Here is a 21,262-nt window from a genome sequence, read left to right as displayed (position 1 = left end):
GTTGATGAATTTGTTTAGAGCGCTTCTATTTGCACGTTACCGAAGTGCGTTACACCAGAGTGGTATTGCAAGCCTATGTAACCGCTCTTTTGCAAGCTTGCGGGTACAGTGTCTGTTTTACTGATTAATTCGCCATTGAGCTTGACTCGGATCGACGCACCTTTGACTTCGATCTGGTAGGTATTCCATCTTCCTTCGCGATTCTCCATCGGCTTGAATGGCAACTTCGCTCCCCAATGCATCGCGGGTGCGAGCCCGTAGATTGCTCCCGTTCGATGAAATGGACTAGCAAATGCGCGCTGGCTGGAAAAAAAGTCGTACCCGGTATCGTCAATCTGCACTTCAATCGAATCGTCGTAAAACGATTGATCTATGAGGACTACCGGTTTGGGTGAACGCAGAATTATCCCGGAGTTCGCAGTAACGTCGCCGTCCAGAATAAACGACATCCACTGCAGCGTTAGACGAAAATCCTTAAATGGCTCGTCAAAGTAGATGACAGGCAACTGACCCGGTGACGCCTGCGAGCTGTCGCAATTGATCACGCTGAAAGTCGATGTTTCAAAGTAATCGCGGTTCGGTTGCAATGGTTGCTGGTCGAAACTCCGTTTCCATTTCGCTTTTTCGTTCGGCCAAAGTTGTCGCACACTCGCTGCAGCAATGGGCGCGGGACCCGGTGGATCTGTTGACTCGAACCGTGCTGCGATTGACTCAGCAACTTTGCGAGCCAGACTGAGTCCGGTAATGACTGGATTGGCTGAACCAGCGGTCGGATAGATCGCTTGACTGACACAAGCGACGTTGCCGACGTGGTGGAAGCGGCCGTTAATATCGGTAACGGAGTTGAAAGGATCATCGCCCATCCATAATGTTCCAGCTTCATGCCAAGTTGTACCTAGTCCCTGTTGCCCAGTATCGCTGGTTTGGGTCGCATCCAACTCCGAAATGAGTTTTTGAAACACCTGATCCATATCCGCCCAGACGCCATTTTTTGACTCATCCTTGTAGTGGGTGTAAAGTCGGCGATGTCGGAAGGTCGGATCGTCTTGATCGGAATAAGCGAGATTCGCCCAGTTTTTGTCTTGCTGCGTTATGATTTTGCCATCACGTTCGCCACGTAGTTCGCCAACGCCCCGGATTGCGATATTGACGGTCGCATTCATGTCGGTTCCCTGCTCGGCGATCATTTGAGCCGCATCCAGATCAGGAACCATTCTGTAGATGACGTCGGGGTTTCCACCCGTGTTGACTGCCGACACGATTTGAAAATGGAAGCGACCGCGGGAGCTCGATGCCTGAAGGTGCAGTGCTGCTGTTTGTGGGCGTTTTACTAGCTGGTCGTTGCTGCCGGTCGCAGTTTTGAATAACTCGTTGAACTTGGCCCGTGAAATCTTGACCGTGATGTCACGCCGCAAATGGTTTAACAGATTCGCTCCCATCAGTTCCGGACGTTTACGAGTCTCAGCGATCGAAAAAGACTCCAGCGCCAATCGCGTCGATTCATTTTCGCTTAACGCGATCACTACCATCGTTGTCGGCTTGAGTTTCAGATTGACGAATCGTCCGTTGTAATGAATGGTCAGACCATCCAAGTGGGAGCCATCGAGTAGCTGCCCGTCCTTGACAAGCTTTGGCAAGTTCAATCGGACGACATGCGAATTTGGGACGATCACAAGTCGCGCGTCCTGATCCTTTTTTCCAGATTCGGCACGTCGCGCGGAAATCAGCCCGGGCAAACTGCTGTACTTGTCCAGCGAAAAAAGTCCCGAGATGTAAGATTGTGTTTGCACCGCAATTGGTGCGGACACAGGTAATTCTAGTTTGAAGTCAACTCCAGTAGCTGCGTTGATGTTGGTAGCGGCCTGTTTAAAGATCGCCTTCAGACCTAAATTCAAGCCAACTCCGCTGGTGCCACTGGGATCATCTTTCATCGGGTCAAAAACAAAATCATCCGTAGGTTTCACGCCGATCTCGTATTCCAGAACCGAGTACGCACCTTTGACGTCTTCATTGAACAGCGGGTCTTTAAAAGGTCGTTCGGTGAGATACTGACGGACCGATTCCGGCCACTGCTCAAGGTCGGCATCTGTCAATCGCGGACACCAGCCCCCCCAATACAATGACTTACCGCCGACACAGTAAGCGGTGCCGACGTATTGTTGATTACTGCGCCAACCGATTCCCCAAACAACTTCACGTGACTGCTGTGCTTCATTGCTGAATGTATCTAACGTTCCGCCTGGGTTGTTAGCACCGATATCTGGGATATTCTGACCGTGCTCTGGTAACAGAAAAGGTCCGCCATCAAGCACCAGGATTCTCGGTTTTCCGTACGTATTTTCATTCTTCGTAAGCTGATGCAGTTTCGACGCGCAGTATCCGCCGTACATGCCGGCACCGAGCACGATCACATCGAAATCCAGCGGTTGATTCTCATCCGGCACCGCTTCTTCGAGCGTGCTACAAACATATCGCCCCATCAAATCCTTCGAGAACGTCGTCGCCTGCACATCCGGCAGCTCGTCTTTGTTGAAATAAACAAGATTTCCATTCGAATCTCGCAGGTCAGTTCGTTTTGTTAGTGTCATTGAAATGGTCTTTCGACAATTTGTTTTAGTTTTTGATTTTGTAAGAACTCGATGCCCCGTCGCGTTTGGTCTGACTCGTTGGACCAACCCGCCGCATGCCATCCTGCATAGACCTTGGAACAAGCAAGCAGATGAGCGTGAAACGTTCGCAATAGTCTTGCCTCGTAATACTGAAGTCCACGACCTTCGCCTCTCGCAAAGTCGGCTACCGCAGTGGCAGCGAGCAGTGCTGAACGCGCGGCATAGCCAACTCCGTCACCACAGATTGGATCAAACGTAAATGCCGCTTCTCCCACCAGCACTCGTGTTTCAGTTGCCAACGGATAACTAAGCGAAGGCGCAATCTTGCTCCAGCATTGTGCGGGCTGTCGAGCAAGAACCATTTTCCTAATTAAACCGTGCTTAGGCATTACGTTGAGCGCGTCGTCCGGCGATTGGTCTGTGTTGGCAGCAAACGCGAAAAGACTTGCTTTTTCTGCACGCGATGGAAGTAGAAACGCCCAACCAAAATCCGTTCTTTCAATGACGCAAGCGTCGGTTGACTGACTCAATTCGACTTCCGCGACCGTTGCTACACGACGACCGAAAGTTAGTCCATCCGCTGGCTGGCGCCCACTCGCATGAATGACGATCCCTTCGTATTGCGATTCGCACATTTCATGAACCCAAGTAATCTGACCTACAAATCGATCACACAGTTTTTGTTCGAGCCAAGCTAGCAAATCACATATTGGCAAGGACAGTGGAGCGGCTTCTACGATCTCGGGAGAGGAATGCCAACCGCAAATGATGCGTCGCGAAACTTGGTATGCGAAGGGCAGTAAACTCAACGGTAATTCGAAAACGTCCTCGAGCAATTTCAGCGTATCCGGTTCGATAGCCACTTGCAGGTCTCGATTACGGCGTGGACCAACGACCGTTACGGAAAAACCGCGTTCTGCCAACACCCACGTGGCGGTAATCGCGGCAATTCCACGTCCTCGAACCATCAGGGATTTCATGGCTCGCTCGGATCATTGCGAACGATGTCTTGAAGCTGCTGGTAAAGTGACGCCGATTTTGCCATGTGGCGTAGCGCAAGCGATTTCTCGTCCTCTGTACCGATTACTTCAAGCTGTTCAAGCGAATCGTGAATGGTGGCCGCGCGCGATTTGAGCATTGCCATTGAATCGGATTTCGACAATTGCTTCGTCGCAGGCGGGGCGGCGGGACGATTGAATTGTGGCAGGACTCCCTGCGATGCAAGCATGTGCGATGCTTCGTGCAAATTCTCCATCGACCGTACCGCCGCCTTCACGAGTTGTCCACCTGAAAGATTGCCCGACGAAAATGTGATTTGGATGACCTCCTCGATCGAGTGATAATACGCATCGCAAAGGTCAAGCAACTTTTGTTGGCGCGCAGTCGGGGGCGTGGTTGCTACGTCGCGCAAATAGTCCGACTCAGCAAACGGAGCGAGCGACCGCTGGACAGAAGTGAATCGCTCGAAATGCCTTTGTCCTTCATCAATAATCAACTTGATAATTGGCAGCACGCGCAAGCGTTCAGGAAACAGATTGGGTTGAAAATTGATGCTCTCCAGAATCGCGACATACATTCCATCCAGATCCTGGTTCGCCGTTTGGCTGGGCGCTTCCACGTCAATAAACCATTGCTGAGTCGCGCGATTGAGCGGGTTGAGCGCAAACGGCCTTGACAAGTATTTGCGTTCCATGTCCATCTTGCGTCCACTTCCCACGGTAGGCGGTTCACCAATCACCGCCGCTCGATCGACTGACGGTGGTGCACCAAGCAAACCAAGGACTTCGTTCACCCAGCGAAAATGCCGCATCTCGTCAACCGCAACCCTGAAGATCTCGTTCGCGGCAGCAAAAATAGTTCGCGTGTTTCCATCAGCGTCTTCGGCGGGTTGCAAACGAGATGCAGTTGTTGAATAGAGTGCGAACAGATACTCGACAACCAAGGCATGCTCGACGGTCGCCAGATAGGTCAGCTCTGCAATGATTTGTTCCTTCGTCAAATACTCTGTCAACGACGGAGTGGGAGCAACGGAAAACGCAGTACTCTCTCGGTCATTGAGAACGACTGGCAATCTTTCCCACCATCCACCGATCATCTCTTCATAGCTGAGTTCCAAAGGCTTTCGATCTCGATAAGTCGTTATGTCCGGCGGAGGATTCTCAGTCCGATCGACCTCCTTACGCATGAAGTTCACGAACGAGTGCTTACCGTTTTCACTATCAACAATATCCGGTTTGTTCGATGCCCAGTAAAAGCAAACGCAATCACGAAAGTCATAAATCCAAGGAGCGCACAGGGACTTCGTCAATTCCCCAGGCGGGAACAGGTCGGGTGCAATGACACCTTGACGGTCGACATAAGCGGAACGAATTTGCGAGACCACCATATATTCAATTTGGTTGTCATCATCACTTCGCATTGTGAATTCGATGTTTGCAGAACCAGCTTCCGAACCAGCGTCGTAGGCCGCCTGGAGGATCCGCCGAGCCGTTGGTAAACCAATCTGACTTGAAAACCCTGGACTTGGCCCAAGCAAAACGGCGACGCGACCCGGCAGTAGATCATGAACTCGCGCCCACACGTCCAAGCCACTCTGGCCACGAAATCCCCAGAGTGAAGGATCGTCCTTGTCCGACTTGTTCTGTCCATACATTGCCCACAGATACAGAGGTCGATTCTTGATTTCCTCTGCGGTCACTCCCGTAATTGGTGCGCCGACATGCACTAGGATTGCTCCGTCGTCGCGATGATATTCGAAGGCGAGTCCACGCAGAAAAATCTGCTCGATATTGCGCAGGTCGAACTCCAGGCCGGGATAGCAATTTTGTACACCACTCTCCGGTCGGCTGTTCGTCGGATTGCCGCGCACGATCTGATCGGCTCGCGCCGTAAGGTTGCGCGGAAAAATTTTGACTTCAATTGCCGACGGTATTTTCTCTGGCATGAGTAAATCCTATTGAATAGCCAAGCTGGAAATGGATGAAAGTTCCGCATAGGCCGCGATACAGAATTCAATCCAACCCCGGATATAGTCGCAACCAGGGCGGCCGCGACGCGCGACTTCGTGATAACAGCCACCTCCGCACAAGTACCGCGCCCAACAACTTTGGCACGGTTGCATCTTGTCGACATGCATGCGAGAAAGATGCTGACTGCGAGCGTTCTGGTCGAGACCGCTCTCTACATTGCCCATCGCAAAATCCGGATCGTCAATGAGTCGATGGCACGCAAAGACGTCGCCCTCGGCGCTGACACTCAAGTAAGCGGCTCCTGCTCCACAGGGATAGGGTCGATGTGTGCCACGATGAATCTCGTTCAGAGCTGTGAGCAAGTTCGAAAATGGAAACGGTTTTCCCGCCTTTAACTCCGCAATCGCCAGTCGACCGCAGGCTTTCATCTCTTCGAGAAAACGATCGAAGTCATCCGACGAGAACGCTGCGTCTGGATTGGGAGATACAAGGACCGGCGCAAAGCCTACGTCATCAAACCCCAAGTTCAACAAGTGCTGAAGTATGGATGGGAGATCACGCGTAAGTGGCGTGACAGTGACGCGAGCTGAAAGTTGACGAGGGCGACCTTGTGCATTCAGGATTTCGAGCGAGCGAAGAATACGATCGTAACTACTGCCGCTACCTCGCATCGGCCGCGCACGATCATTCTCCTCACGGTTCCCGTCGATGCTAATCTGGACAGTGAAGGGAAATTCATGAAATAACTGGGCATCCCTTTCCGTGATCAATGTGCCGTTGGTTGTCATCGAAAAACGAACTTCGCGTGCGCCCGCGCGATCGACCGCATAACGAGTTGCCTTGTGAACCAATTCGCGGTTGAGCAATGGCTCACCACCCATGAATCCGACTAGAACCGGTTCCGCTTGATCCGACTCCAGTAACAAACGATCGATTGCCTGGAAAGCGACTACTTCGTCCATTATTTTTGACTTGCCACCGAATCGTCCTTCATCGGCATAGCAATAACTGCACGCCATATTGCATGATTGAGCGACGTTCAGTGACAACGAATGGAGTGGAGGTGGAGAAAGAATGTCGCTGCCAATCGCTCGTTTTTCGCCCGAGGTGAGATACGCACCAAGCAAAGATTCCATTGCAGTAGAATCGTGAAGTGACTCTCGCAGCGTTTCATCCAGCGGAGCATCGATCCCATACAAACGGCTTCCATCGGCAATGAATAATTGCAGTCCAACGGCCGATTCAACGAGGCGATACTCCGAACTTGCATCCACAACAGGCAGGACACTTGGATTGGACTGCAGCTGATATAATCGCTGGTTCATGAGTTTGCCTCCACGCCTTTCCGAATCTCGTTCGCCCAGTTCCGCAATAGTTCGTATTGGCGGCGAGTAAGATGGAGCGGCCCTCCGGAAGAATCTCGCATCACAGGCGGCATTTGTTTTGTAAAGAAACCGTCGTTGCCGCCGGGCGGTCGAATCCATTGTTCGATCAGTCCCGGTTTCTCGCGTATCATGTCCTGAATGATTTCGATCGACAATATCCGTCGGTGCGCTTGGCGTCCACGTTGAGTCAGCGGAAATGATTCGCCCGTCAAAGTGGGTTCAGGCGGAAACGCATAGTGATCGGTCGGCTTGTAAGGGATTCCACGAGCAAATGCGGTCGCTGGATTCTCCTGGACGTCAACTCGGTTGTTGAAAACATCAACGTTCATTAGCCCCATCGTTTCCAGAATCCGCTCAAACAAATCCTGAATCTCAGCTTCGGTTGATTCAGCAGTAACATAAGCAGCCTCTGACACGTCTTCGCGATCGGTGTGATCCTTCAAAGCATCCGCGATCGTGATCAAGTGACGACGATCGGGAGCATAGTCTGGAGGCGACACCGTCACCCGAGCAATCCCCGAAACGATATTGGTACCTGGAATCGAACAGGTGATGATCGCGTCACAAACATCATCAACCATTCCCAAGCTGGCTCCGTTGCCAATACCTTCACCCGCATACAAACCTCCAGGATTTGTGCGAGAGTCATCGGGCGAAGGCAAAAATCCGACCCAAGCCGAATCCGGATTGAGGAACAGCTGCTCATCAGGAATATTGACATTCCATAAACTCTTCAGATTAGGTGGCCCATAGAACCGTCCTTTCGCCGGAATGAACCGCATACGATACTCGGGAAAATCTTCAGTCGGCTTTGTGAGTCGCACGGTTCCAAGCGGAATATGAGTGCCATCTTTAACCAGTGGGTTAAGTGAGCCTTTCGGGGAAACGCCTCGCAGTTCAACTGGGTCCACATCATCGCCTTGCAACTCGACGTGGGCCTCAATCCGGCAATCGAAATCTCCTGTCATGTGGAATGGTTTCAAGTTCCCGGCTTGTACAGTCCAGCGTAGTTGCGTTGCTTCAAATCCCGACTCATGCAGAAGCGCTGGTGTCAGCGGACCTTGAACCGTCTCGCCGTTCGATTCCCATTCCCCATGCAATTCAAAGAATGGACAAACAGGACGAAAACGTTCTGTCCCGTCGGCTGGATCGACATCCTTAAACTGAACGACCATCGGCGTGTTGCTCGTCACAGTGCCGTCGTTGGCAATAGTAAGCGTTTCGCCAGGCATAATGGTCGTTTTACCAGTGCCTCGCGGCCGATCATCGTTTGGTCCCCAATGGAAACACTCCAACGGTGTATCGGACGATCCAAGTCTCGCTATCGCCAGCGGCGGACTAATCAACAGACGTTTCAACACAGCAGGCTCCTTGGCGGCGCAAGAGGGTATTAAGGAAGTTTTTTTTCGATCCGCTTGATTGCTTCCGCGATACTCTGGACCGCAGACTCCAGCTTTTCGACTCGCTCGTTGATCTCTCCCGACTCCTCGTCCGACTCCTCGTCGAACTCGGGAATGAATTGAGCGAACTCGGTAGCACGCGTGACATCTTCTCCTCGGCAACCTTTGGTGGAGCAAACATTTGAAACACGGCACGTTCCGGACAAGACAAAATCCGTTTCGCCTCTCACCAGAATTCCTTCGACGACATTAGTCGCCTCGTCAAACACCGGCGAACCCGAATTGCCTCCGTAAGTGTCGAGGTTGGCGACAAAGAATTCTGAAGCGTCATTTTCGCGAACAATGGCTCCCGGCGCGTACTTCAACGGCAACCCGGATGGATGACCAATGACGTAGACGGGACGTGAGTCTGCAATCTTTCCGGTTCGCCGAATTGGCAGCACCGCTCGCCCGGTAACGGGACGGTCTAACATTACGACCGCGTAATCGGCACCTGCATTCTCAAGTCGATGCGCAACGATCGATACCGCGGAATAGATGTCATCATTGGGGATGATAACATTAGGAGTTCCATCTTCGTTCATTTGAAACCCAAAAACGAAACGGGTCCGAGCGAGATTGTTGCCGTCAATACAATGCCCCGCTGTTGCCAGTAGTTGCTCGCCAACAAGAAACCCCGTGCAAAACGGACTTGTCGGCTGATTGCGAAAGCGTTCGCTGCTGCACAGACGTTGAGCGTCCCCGAAACTGATCGTGCGAATCGTTGAAGTGTCGTCACCGTTGTCTACGATATCGACCACATCAACCAGGCTTGCAACACCGCTCGCGGATTTCTGCACTGCTGAATTTGTGATCTCAACCGCCTCCATCCGACCATCGACGCCATAGATAACTTTCTGTGCTTCACGGAGCGCCTTCGCGAGTTCAGCCGAACTGAACTCCGCCATTGCACGTTCCTTTGCGGTCGAACGCGCTGCGGCAAAACCACGTTTGTCAGGAGCCTGCTCGCGCGACCTGAGTTCAGCCAACAATTCGTCCGCGGAATACGATTCAATTTTTTTCTTTGCCATTTTTCTTTGCCTTTCGTTAAACATTGTTAAACAAGGGGATTGGGAATTATCGGAGTTGCATGTGACGTCGCTCTCAGGGATCGCTGAGCAAGGTTGTTGTCTAATGAAACCAGGAGTCGATTGGGTATTGGATTGGCAATGGTGAATCGCGATAAATTGCTTTGATCGCCAGTGGCTGAAACGGACATCAGCAGCGTCGGCTGCATCGATGTGGGTTTCCAACGAAACGGCCCAACCACGATCGAGTTGCCCGGCAGAATAGAGATCGCAACGGCCAGTGATGCATCGCTGAGTGGCTGCCAATCAGTCGGCCAAATCTGGTCGGTAGGAATGGACGATTGAAACCCTAGAATTTCCGCGTCGGTCGCTTGGGAAAGGCCACGATTGGACACGCGGACGAAGGCAAAATTCTCCTGCCCCGCAACCGGCTGTTGATGCACTGTGCCGCCGTCATTCTGTTGCCGATTCCAAATATCCGTGGAATCCAGCGAATTGACAAAGGAGTAATGTCCATCACGCCCATCATTTATAAACACGTCCACTTGCGGAGGGTTGCCAATTTGGTTCGTCGGGGTCTCTCCCAAACCTGGTGGTTGACGATAGGCACCTTGCATCTCGAATGCCCAGCGAATTACTTTTCTAAGTACTCCGATTTCTCTGTTCTGTCCTAGATATTTGAACGTTCCTGTATCGGCTTGCATCAACAGATCCGCGTAGCCCTCTGGACGCGGCGGATTGTTCGCGGGAGACATCAACCCGATTGACTTGATGATCAGGAACGGCACATAGGCGGCAGCAAACTCTTGCGAGCTGCGATCCGCTGAATCGCCTCCAGCCGCTTGATAAATTCGGAATAGCGTTGAAGCGAGGATCTCCTCTGCGACATAACCAGCCCGATCCCCCGAACCAAATGGATTGTATCGAGTGCCGTACCATGCCCATGAAGACACCGGGCGAAGATGGCTGCGTCCGATTGTTACCCAAGGAAAGGTGATGCCTCTTGGACTGCGACTGTCGACGTCGTTCAAGATCGCCGCCAGTGCGTCGCCCGCACTATGCGCGAACTTGAAATTTGCTGAACCGACGTTGTCCCACAACAACGTGTGACCAAATTCATGCAGAACGACTCGCCAATCGGAGGCGATCCCAACGGATGTATTCACGGCGGCAAGTGCAAATCGAAATCCGTCCGAGCGGGGCGGCAAGCGAAAACCTGGTGCTGATGCGTTGACAATGTTTGCCGTCAACACATCGTTGCTATCTTCATAGCGAACACGATGATCCACCCGCACCGGAAAACTCGTACCATCGAAATAGTTTTTGACATTGATTCCGAAATCTTCAAGGATGCGAAACAGTCGATCGCAGTTGTGATAAGCATTCACGGCACCGAAGTCGTTGGAATTGACCGGGAAACGAAAGTCGCCCGGCAAGGGAGAAGAAGGAATTGTCGGATTTGGCTCTTCGACGTTTTGCAAGCGGACGTATTGCCCCGAAAGCGTTTGGTTTGTTCCCGCTAACGGCGGACTCAATCCGACAAGTGAAACCAGATCGCGATGGACATCCAGTTCTGGTCCGCTTGCACTGGGTAACGGGCCGGATGATCCGGTTTTTGTCCGCGGATCTTTAAGGAAAACCCAAGCCAGCGCAGCCGTTGAATCTACCAGCGAGAATACGCTATCTGGTGAATCGACCGATTTAAAACCGGCAGCATTCGCAAAGCCGCGTTCCGAGCTGCTTTCGCCAACGAACAAACAATCGCTCACAGGAACACCCGCCAAACTTGCCGCATGTTCAAAAATAGATGGATCGTTCTTGGTACCCCACACCCACAAATCGTCATCAATATAAGCGACGATTCCGGAATCCTGCATGAGCGAGACGATCAAGTCCGTATTGAGCCCGCCAGGATCGGAAATGATGCCCACGCGAAAGCTCTTTTCAAACAATTCTTTAACAACTTCAAGTGCCGCAGGAAAAATATCGACCCGCGCCAATTGTCCGCCGCTTAGCACTGGTTTTCCTAATGTGTCGCCAATGTCAAAGAAGACGACGGGGGACGGACTAGTCCCTGTAGCATTCAGTGCTGTCGGCGCGTCATCAACAAGTGCCATCGTATTTGGTGCCGTGATTCGGCATGAACACCCCGTCAGCGAACGAAGCAACAACACGCTGCCTGTGTTCTGTTCGACCAGCGCCAACCACGATGAAAGTCCATGGACTTTCGACTCCAGTGAAAATTCAACAGCGGAAACAACATACGCGCCGCCTTCTTCAATGTTCGCCGCAATGGCTGGTAATACAAACGGTATGCCTGACCCTGCGTCCCCGCTTACACCTTCATGCTGAATCTCGATTCGATCTCGTATGAAGTATTGATAAACGAAAGTTTCAACGTCGCTGACGATACTGACTTTTTCGCTTTGCGCGATGCCGAAGATCTTCTTGACTGCAACGTCGTCAATCCTCGTGGCACTAAAAGCAGCGTTGGATTCCACTTCGTGCAGTTGCAATTCTCGTTTGACCGTGCTTTGCGAACCGATGACTTGCATCGGCGATTCTTCCACTTGAACAACGATTCCGGATTCCCAGACGGGAATACCTTTCAGAGTTTGGTTGTAAGTCACTCTGGAATTACCCATCACCGATTTTTCGTCAGCATAAACGAGTTGTTCACCGACGTTCGCCGCTGTTGGATTCGCATCCAGCGCAAACGCCATCTCAGCTTTGAGGCCGAACAACGGCATGACCTCATGCATGTACTCGTCGGCAATAGCGCGCACTGAAACCGGACGCGATTCTGCCGCCGCGTTGAGATCTACTGCGCGATTCTTCCGAGCGCGATAGGGTGCGTCAATGTGATTCAACTGGCAAACATTTCCCTTGGCGTCATGTGTGCGGGTCATAGCGTCAAAGGTGTCCATCGTGTCTGTCCTCGTTGTTATTGAAATTTGAAATCAAGCGACTTAGTTGACGTATCGGAAGCAGGGCCCATAGTTACCCGCGCCTTCGGGAAGCGGGCGTTGGAGAATCTCTAACGCAGTTTCCCTCATGCTAAACATCTGGCCGACTGCTTTAGTCAATGACGGCAGATCCCCGTTCTGCCAGGTGGACTCAAGAAATCGCAACATTTCGGAATACTGCTGGTCAAACACTTGAATGAAATTCCAAGTGGCAACATCCGGCACATCCGCTTGCTGGTAGCCGCCTTCGGGAATGTCCGCCATGTCCCAGATATCCGGCAGTGGCAATGGGTCGCCGGTGAATCCCCAACTGTTCGTCAAGGGATCACGAACGAAACGACGCTGATGGTGAATCTCGCCAAAGCGGTAGTAGTGTGCTAAGTCGCCGGGGTTTTCCTCGGGTGACATGTTCGATCCCTCACCCTGAAGATTGATCAAACGAATCGCCTGTTCGACTAGGCTCAAACTGTCGATCTTGAACAACCCGAGTCGCCCGCTTATTTGACGGTCAATCTTCAATGTTGGATCGAGTGCCTTAAACGTCGCCAAAAGTGCTTCGTAGAATTCGCCAATCGTGGGAAAGCTTTCCGCAGCTACGAATGCGACCGGCCCACCTTGTGGATATTCGATGTCCATGAACACTTTCGCCTGATCCGTTGTCAGTTTCCTCAGTACGACTTCTTTCAAAATGGGACGGATACCACCTGGAAGCGGCCCGGGATATTTGGGAACTACTAGTGCATTCGCGACAATCGGCGAACCTTCAATGGCGACCAAGAGATTGCAAGCTAAACCGAAATGCAACATTTCTTCCCGCCACACTTCGCGAATCGACTCACTAATCACATGAGAATCGTCTTTGATCGTCCAGTAAGCTGTCAAGTACGGCGGCAACGTCGCGAGCTCGAGCTGGATGGCAACTTGCAATGAGTCACGTAGCCAGTTCAAGTCGCGTTGCTCGGGTGTAAAGTTTTGCATCTGGTCAACGAGCGTCAATCGTCGCGGTTCGTTGCCGATTCCAAACGGGAGTCGCGTTTTAACGGCCGGCGATGCAACAACGTTAGGATTCGTTGGCGGAACGCGACGAAACAAAATGCTGCTGGCTGACATGTCATCAACCGTCAGTCGCAAAATGTACTCTCCAGCGGCGATGGGGTTGCCAACCGAATCCATCGCGTCCCATTGAAAGATCCGTTCACCTGCGTCGGGCCGAATCTCGTCCAGCACGCAGCCGATATCGACTCCGAATCGATCCCAAACCTGTATCGTCAATCGCTTGCAGCCAACCGGCACGTTGATCTTGACCGGTATCAATTCCGCAGATGACTCGAAGCGAACCTCTGGAAGCATCGCACGGCGTGGATCGACAGAGGCAACAAGATTGCTGGGCGGCGTCGGCACAGGTTCAGCAGAATACTTGTAAACGGTGTCGCCGGAGGCGTAGCCCAACGTGACCGGATTGCCAAAGAACCTAAAACGATTGATGAACCGTCCGATTTCATTAGCGTCGGTCCAACTCTCGCCTCCGTCGATCGTCGCACTGGAGTAGCCCTGTGCGTTCATTGGACCAGGACCGCCAAATCCACCCGGTCCCCAGCCGCCAACCCAGCCTTGTTGTTCGTTAATGAAACCGATTCCTTCGAGATTGACGTTCCCTTGCGCGTCGTTGATCTTCAATCGAGTCCACGTCAGTCCACCGTCCGTCGTCTTGAGAATCGCAGCCTCACTAAAATTCTCAAGCGAAATGAAACCAAGCTGATCATTCAGGAACTGAATTTTCCAACCCCATTCACCAAACGGAAAATCGGCCTCTTGACCGGCAAGTCGATTCGTCCAGGTCGCTCCGCCATCGGTTGTCTCAAGAACGACTGGCTTTAATTTGTCGCGAGTCGTCGGTGTCGGCTCGTCGGCTTTTCCGCCAACGACCCAACCGTGCAACGAGTCCTTGAACCAGGTGTCAATCAGGATTGAAGCATGGGCCGACATGTCCCATGCCGTCCAATTCGCGCCACCGTCAACAGTCTTCATCATCCGAGGGAAATCATTCGGACGATTCGTCCCTGACGCGAAGACGATTTTGTCGCTGACCACCGAGATGCCACAGATCGCGACAGGTGCCAAGGTTGGAAGAGGCGATACTCGCGTCCAGGTCGCTCCACCGTTGGTCGTATGGAACAATCTGCGATTGAGACTCAGCGTGCCAGCCCAACCGATATTCGCGTTGGCAAACCCAACACAACGAAGATACGCGCCGGGTGCCGAGAGTTGTACAGTCCAGGAATCACCACCATCCGTTGTCTTGACGATACTCCCGTCGCTGTTGACGGCCCACCCGGTAAGCGTATCGATGAACCAGATATCGTCCGTTCGTGAACTGGCAACGGGCGCATTTGTTTTTCGCCAGGTCAGCGGTGCAACAGGAGCCAAATCGTCTTCTAAGCAACCTTCATCAATCCATTTTTCGAGGAAAGCGATATCCGCGTCGGTAACTGGATCCCGTCCGGAAGGCATGCGATTAAAATCGGCTTCCGGTCTTCCCGGCACATCTGCTCCAAAGGGCAACTCACCCTTGAGTGCTTTCACCAGGTTAGAGTCTCCGCCGTTGCCGACAGTGACCAACGGCAGTCCGAAGATCTTCTTCATCACGAAATCGTTTCGACTCAGCCCGCGCCAGAACGCCCCATGAAAACTAACCGACGCCGCCGGTCCCCCTACTGCGTCATCAAGAATCTGAATAGCCTTTTCAAATCGGTTCATGTTTCAGGTCCTTAGTTGTGTTAACTTCAGATTGCAGTTTGATGGTTGGTCAATTCAAACGATCCCTACATCTGTAAATGCTTTCTCAATCGCTTTGATTCGTGCCGACAATTGTGGAGCTGACAGAGTGCGAAAAAATGTGCGAGCCGCTTGGACCACGGCGCGGCGACTGTCGGAAAACTGTGATGTGCGCGACAAGAATTGAGTCAGCGCGAGATGAAACAGGATGGCAACCTCTCGGGGTGTAAATAGGAATAGCCCAGATTTCTTCGTTACCAGAATGCTGTGAGCGGCTTTGTTGTGGATACCACTGTTTGCATGTACGCCACCATGATCTCCATTGTCCGTATCAGGAAGCACAACAAAGTCCCGCAGGTGATCCGGTTGCCCCTCTGCACGAGGATTGGCCAGATTTCGGAATGGCCGCCCGTTCGAAAGCAGCCCTAACCCAATTTCCCAGGTCCATGTGCTTTGATCGGGTTTCGAGAAATTGTTGACGATGACTCCGATGATGTCCGAGTATGATTCGTTCAACGCACCCGACTGGAAGCGATACTCTAATCGCGCGGATCGGTCCGTCACCCCATGCTCCATTTCATGAGCGACAACATCCAGCGCCGCCGACATCGAGATCGGCCTTCCGCCATCCAAGCGAAGGCCATAAACCATTTGCGATCCATCCCAATAGGCATTGATCCATTCTTTGCCCAATCGTTGCACGCTTTGGCTGACAACTATGCAGTTGATCGTAGACACCATCGCGCCACCCGCACCATCGATATTGTTGCGCATTAAGGTGTTGCGCATGAACCGTGAAACTTCGGAAGCGTTAGCGTGTGCACTTACTGCAGATTCGGAAAACGATGGCGGATTGGAAATCGCGGTCCCTGGCAACCGGCTGAACAGGACCTCCGGATCTCTGCCTTTAAAGTCGTACGTCTGCACATTCAGCGCAGTGTCTTTAAGCAGTCGGGGCGTCGAGGCGCTCTCGACTTGAAATGTTCGCATTTGTCCAAAACAATCAGTTCCCGTCGTTGTAATTGAAGCCATTGTGGAGGTTCGGTTCAACGTTGCAATAACTATTCCTTTGTGAGCATCGATCACGAAGTCCATCTTGACCGGGAGCGGATTTCCCGTTGCCTTTCGCGGACTGACCGGAACGTCTTCCAGTATGAACGCAAGGTGCCACTTAGATTTGGCGACGTCATAAAAATAGCACAGTCGCGGCACAACGTTTTCCAAATCGGGCTTAGCATTGGATTTACTTGAAATGGCGATCTTCAAAGCTTCGGCCGCGGAAAGTTTTGCAATCGGACTGAGTTTGTCTGGTGTTCCAGTCGATGCATTGATACCGACTAGCTCGTTATTTTTGTCCAGTTCGACAGTGACGAGTGAGCCATAGACAGGAATCTTGTTCAACATCTGACGGAATTTTACCGTTGTCGTTCCCGTCAATGGAATCGTTTCAGTGCCGAGACTCTTATACTCACTTTCAACTTTTTCGACGACTGGTGAAGTAAATGAAGGCACTGCATCACTTTCCAGTGCCTGCTGCAAATATACATGGGCAATTGTCTCGGAATCCATTGCCCCGGCAGTCACTCCCGGTGCAAACGCAAACATCGGCATATTAGACCGTTCTATCGCTAACGCAGACATCGCTTTCTTTGATTTGGCATCGCCACTGTGGAGACTGAATGCCTTCATACCATTGCCGCGAGGTTGTTTCTTTGCAGACTTCTTGGCCATGCTCCAACTCCAAATCTAGATAATCTTAAAACGCTCCGAACTAATCTATTCGTACCCGGCGTCGTCAGCGACACGCTACAGACCGTGACCAACCCGCGCATCTACTCGATCGGCGACCTGACCTTGCTACACAAGATTGGGGGCAGGAAGCAGTAGTTTTCAGACCTGATGCTTGCAGTGAGTCTGCTACATTCGAGTTCGATCGGAATTAGGAAACAATTAGGGCATGGGCTTTACGAATTTTGCGAAAACATCTTCGGCAATTTTATTGCCTTGAATAATTCCGTGATCTGCATCGAACTGCCAATGGATGCCAAGATAGATACGACTGCGGGCGTTCAAGTCCTGAGCTTGATTGAAAGAATCAAAGTGCATGACGGTTTTCGCTCGTGGGGACGCCTCGCCCGGGCCACGATTCAATCCGTTGTATTCATCAGAAACAAAATCAAAGGCTATACCTTCATCAGGAAATGGAGTCGTTGGGTTTGGCTGAGCTTGAAAATAGAGTGTCATCGCCTTAAATAGAGCGCCACCAAATGTGGCGTGTCCGGAAGGGTACGCGGGAAAGGGAGGCGACAGATTGCGGCCAACATCGATTCCGTTGGTGACCGGTGCGCCAAGCGGTGTCCAGCGCGGATCATGCTTGCCAGCTAACGATTCATCCGCATCCGTAGTACGGATATAAGTAATCGGACGAGGGAATAGAAAATGATATTTAGCATCCCAAGCAGCAATTCCAGCATCTGCCATCGCTACATTGATATACGCAAGATACTGTGACATGTCTTCGACATTCGTAATTGGTCTTTCTCCAAGGGCTACCGAAGTTGCGATCATGTTGTATAGTCGAGGCGGGGCACACAGTAGCGCTGTCCCGTCATAACCAAAGTATATCCCAACAAGTGTTTGGTTCGTAATATCAGAGGGCACGGGACTGTTGGGATCACTAGCTCCTGTTCGTACAGTCGGAGTAGGCCAACGATCTTGGCTCACGGGCGCATTGGGATCGCCGCCGAGTCGCTTCACTTCTTTGTAAGCTTCAATGAACTCGGGGCTATCGAAGGCTGGTGGCGCAATCCCGGGAAGATTGGGACCACCTGGACGGAACGCGTCGGCGGATGCAATGACAAATGGTTTGACATGGTGCCAATTCCCACCCAGCGCAGGATCTAACTTACTTATTGGGTCTTGATGCCATATCCCAGGATCGTCCGACACGAATTCGCTGACGGATGGTTCGCCGAAAGTCGCTTTATCATGCTTGCGCTTAGTAAGAATTGCTCGGGCTGCGTTCCCGCCGACAAGTTCGCCGAGTATCATTCTTGCGGGTCGATTTCCCATGGCATCAGGAATATCACCCAACCGCGTTAGATCTTGTTGGTATGCGGCTATAAGGAAAGCAGATTTCTTAGGATATAGGTCGGACAGCGTCTGGTAAGCGGCTTCAACGATTGCTCGCTCAACCGATGCGGTTGTTGATGTAAGTTGCGCCTCAGGTACACCTACTTGTTCAATGACTGTCTGCTGAATGCCTTGGTAACTGGGGTGCTTGCGTGAAATGGTGTTGATTGCTTCGAAGATCGCTAAGTGGAAAATTGCGAGCGCACGACTAGTGCGAGTCGGACCAAACTGCTCGCCGAATGATCCTGAAAGTGTGTTGTGATCGATCGCGCTCGCGTCCAAAGCTGCATGGTTCCAAAGCAACAAGTACCTTACCCCAGGTACGATGTCATCCGGCACTGCCATCTGAGAGCGGACGTTATTTAAGTGCGCAACACGCGCTTTGCTATCAGTTGGAACTGCGCTTCGAAGCTCCTGCACTCCTTTGAACGCGTCATATACACGTGCGTATTGGTCTGTTTGGTCCGCCAGAGTCGAATTCGGCGGCTGAGTTTGTGCCTCTCCTCTTTCCGAATTTAGTAAAATCGAACTTAGGAAACACGTGATTGCGAGCAACCGCATAGGATTCCGATTATTCATTAAATTCACCCTTCGAAAAATTGGTACAGGCTAAATGCTTTCGCGGAATTGGAACAACAACCACCGAAATCTATTTCCCATACTTGCCATCGCCTACGGAAGACAGTAGGAATAGAGAGCATGCTATGGATCGACTACGGTCGGTCTCGAACACTCTTGAGTATCAAGCCAATCGATGTTGACCACTGTCCAAAAGTCGCGAGCAAGTTGATTGTGTATGAATGCCACAGGAAGCCACCCATTCCCTTGGTCTCCCCATTGCCTTCCCCACGAACTACGAATAAGCAGGCCATCTTTGCCATGCCCAAAAAGATCTGATTGGTAACCAACTGCCACCACGGCTTGGCCGCCAAGTAGGCTGTCGTAGCCTGGGCGAAAGGGAATTTTGGCATCGAGAGTAATAGAGGCAGGTACGGAAAAGCCGAAAACAGCCGGAAATCCAGCTGCCAAAAAAGACTTTACTACAGACCATACTTTATCGCCGCTGTCGTTATGCGCATCGAGACGAACGTACTTTAAGCTGCGAAATGGAGTCGCTAACCCGTACACGAAGGCACTCTGCTCCTGATTGAACTTCTCAATTTCGTACGGCCAATAGGCTTCTGGCGGGACGCCGAAGCGGACCAGCATCTTCAACGTTGTTCGTAAATCGGCGCCGGCATCACCTATGGTACGTCCCATTGAAAGTTGATTTCTCGAAAGTTTATATAGAAAGAGCTTTGACCCTTCAAACGTATGTCCGTAAATGCGACGCTCGAAATATTCGATGAGACTTAAAACGGCAAACGCAGTCGATGAATTCAGAGTTCCCTGATCTTCTGTCTCTGTAAAGTAGATGCCTTCGGTGTCGCTTCGAAGATCCACAGCGTCAGGCAGCTCCTTTCCTGGTGACCGTTTGAGTCTGGCGAGCGTAGAGAGTATTTCAGGATGCTGAAAAGTGTAGTCTCGAATATCTGGAAGATCTGGTATCCAGCCCATCCCCTTTTTCAGAAACGTTGGCATAGAGATCTCCTATCAAGACACTGTGGCTAAGAAACAATTACGTGGTAAGTAAAGCGACAGGAAAGTTCGTGACTACGGAAGGCAGTATGAAAGCACTCTCGCCACGACTTTGAATGTTGGTAACGTCCTTGGGCGATATGCCGAGAATAGTCGTCCTAAATGCGTAATACTTGCCATGTCGAGCTACACTGGTGTTCCACGTCAGGTAGAGGACGATCGGTGCAACGTCCTTTCCCGACCCCAGGCAGACGACAACCTGGCAAGCGGCATTGTCGGTTGCCTCTTTCGTTACGTCGCCGTCCGTGGGAAGTTTGTTTGCCATCCACTGCCACTGCAGATATCGAAATTGGGCAGGGTCAACATGCAGTGGTCTCGACATATGCACCGAGTGGTTAACCGTTTGCAGCGTCACGAAGCGACCTACCTGATCATCGGTGGCAGTAGTTACCGATACAGATGGTTTGGGGCGCCGCTTTGCACGCGAACCATTCCAAACTGTTGGACACCAAATACTCGGAATCTCTGTGTTGTGTTCTGGCTTCAACGTTGTCCAATCCATGATAGTTTTGTCACGCATTGGTTCGTCCGGCACATTACGGGCGGATACATCCACGCCGGACACGAACGTTTGGTAGGCCTCCACAGCGGCTTTGATATTCAAAAGCGAGCCCCGCGACGTTAATTGCTGCATCTTATGGAAATAGGTGAAATCAATGCGCAGCTGGATGTAGAACTTTATCCACGAATGCACAAACCGCAGCAATTCGTGATCTTCAGCCAATCTCTCGGAAGTTATTGCCCTCTCAAAGAAATCAAAATACTTGAGTGCTTGCCGGAAACGTGCCTCAATCTTGTTCCATTGCTCGATGCTAATTTCAATATCTTGCTGAGCGAGTGCCAGTTCCGCGTCGACTTTTCGTAGGCTGTCAGTCCCTACACGGAGTGACCCAGTTACTGGTATCGCGTTGTTGTATTCTGACACATTTTTGTCATGCTGGTCATCCGACGGCGTGCTACTCGTCACCATCGCTGCCAGCGAGCTAATCTGCCTATAGGCGGCCTCTCTGACAAATGTCTTGGTCACTCCGATCGTATGGAGAATCCGCCTTATCTCTTGTTCATAATACTGAATCTCGCGGTGAACTTCGCTGGATGCTCTACTGGTCGCAGGTGAGGTATAGGACCCTTAGAGTGCCGATATCAATTCGACAACATCGCTTCATCGATCTTTCGATTGCGATAGCTTGCGCTTCGCGACGCAGGTGGCATGACATTTGTATTTGGCAGGTCACTCAAGTCGCACAGGTCACCCTGTATGGCAGCGACTTTACTAGTTGACACAGGACAAGTCGACATTAGGCGGGCACAGTCCAATTTC

Annotated in this window: 13 protein-coding genes; 1 reads left to right on the top strand and 12 read right to left on the bottom strand. The window is 51.6% G+C overall.

Annotated features, from left to right (window positions below; genetic code table 11):
• Positions 1-14 precede the first annotated feature (14 nt).
• From SH573x_RS28610 to SH573x_RS28555, 12 genes are all read right to left on the bottom strand, one after another.
• The gene (locus tag SH573x_RS28610; RefSeq protein ID WP_479351445.1) at positions 15-2,588 is read right to left on the bottom strand and encodes a 3-keto-alpha-glucoside-1,2-lyase-like domain-containing protein; all 2,574 of its coding nucleotides are present in this window, start codon (positions 2,586-2,588) and stop codon (positions 15-17) included.
• The gene (locus tag SH573x_RS28605; protein ID WP_479351444.1) at positions 2,585-3,589 is read right to left on the bottom strand and encodes an NAD(P)/FAD-dependent oxidoreductase; all 1,005 of its coding nucleotides are present in this window, start codon (positions 3,587-3,589) and stop codon (positions 2,585-2,587) included. Before SH573x_RS28605 ends, SH573x_RS28610 begins: the two co-directional genes overlap by 4 nt.
• Positions 3,586-5,553, bottom strand: a complete 1,968-nt coding sequence (locus SH573x_RS28600) for a ferritin-like domain-containing protein (protein ID WP_479351443.1) — start codon at positions 5,551-5,553, stop codon at positions 3,586-3,588. The genes SH573x_RS28605 and SH573x_RS28600 overlap by 4 nt, the downstream gene beginning before the upstream one ends.
• 9 nt (positions 5,554-5,562) lie before the next feature.
• The gene (locus SH573x_RS28595; protein ID WP_479351442.1) at positions 5,563-6,903 is read right to left on the bottom strand and encodes a radical SAM protein; all 1,341 of its coding nucleotides are present in this window, start codon (positions 6,901-6,903) and stop codon (positions 5,563-5,565) included.
• Positions 6,900-8,324, bottom strand: coding sequence for a hypothetical protein (locus tag SH573x_RS28590; protein WP_479351441.1), 1,425 nt, complete (start codon positions 8,322-8,324; stop codon positions 6,900-6,902). Before SH573x_RS28590 ends, SH573x_RS28595 begins: the two co-directional genes overlap by 4 nt.
• Before the next feature lie 29 nt (positions 8,325-8,353).
• Positions 8,354-9,457, bottom strand: a complete 1,104-nt coding sequence (locus SH573x_RS28585; protein WP_479351440.1) for a trypsin-like serine peptidase — start codon at positions 9,455-9,457, stop codon at positions 8,354-8,356.
• A gap of 2 nt (positions 9,458-9,459) precedes the next feature.
• A complete protein-coding gene (locus SH573x_RS28580; protein ID WP_479351439.1) occupies positions 9,460-12,357 on the bottom strand; it encodes an HAD family hydrolase in 2,898 nt (965 codons plus the stop codon).
• A 42-nt stretch (positions 12,358-12,399) separates the two neighbouring features.
• Positions 12,400-15,153 (bottom strand): ferritin-like domain-containing protein, encoded by a 2,754-nt coding sequence (locus SH573x_RS28575; RefSeq protein ID WP_479351438.1) that lies wholly within the window; start codon positions 15,151-15,153, stop codon positions 12,400-12,402.
• Between the two features lie 54 nt (positions 15,154-15,207).
• Complete coding sequence (locus tag SH573x_RS28570; protein ID WP_479351437.1) at positions 15,208-16,902, bottom strand: M4 family metallopeptidase; 1,695 nt, start codon at positions 16,900-16,902, stop codon at positions 15,208-15,210.
• 219 nt (positions 16,903-17,121) lie between these two features.
• Entirely contained in the window at positions 17,122-18,882 is a 1,761-nt protein-coding gene (locus SH573x_RS28565; protein WP_479351436.1) for a vanadium-dependent haloperoxidase, read from the bottom strand.
• 123 nt (positions 18,883-19,005) lie between these two features.
• The gene (locus SH573x_RS28560) at positions 19,006-19,884 is read right to left on the bottom strand and encodes a C1 family peptidase (protein ID WP_479351435.1); all 879 of its coding nucleotides are present in this window, start codon (positions 19,882-19,884) and stop codon (positions 19,006-19,008) included.
• A 37-nt stretch (positions 19,885-19,921) separates the two neighbouring features.
• Positions 19,922-20,968, bottom strand: a complete 1,047-nt coding sequence (locus tag SH573x_RS28555; RefSeq protein ID WP_479351434.1) for a DUF3047 domain-containing protein — start codon at positions 20,966-20,968, stop codon at positions 19,922-19,924.
• Positions 20,969-21,075: 107 nt separating this feature from the next.
• Here SH573x_RS28555 and SH573x_RS28550 point away from each other — a divergent pair, with 107 nt between their 5' ends.
• Complete coding sequence (locus tag SH573x_RS28550; protein ID WP_479351433.1) at positions 21,076-21,222, top strand: hypothetical protein; 147 nt, start codon at positions 21,076-21,078, stop codon at positions 21,220-21,222.
• The last annotated feature ends 40 nt before the right edge of the window (positions 21,223-21,262 follow it).

Source organism: Rania fehmarnensis (genome assembly GCF_056494185.1).
The sequence above is the reverse complement of the archived record's forward strand: the minus strand, read 5'-3'. Positions and strand labels throughout refer to the sequence as shown.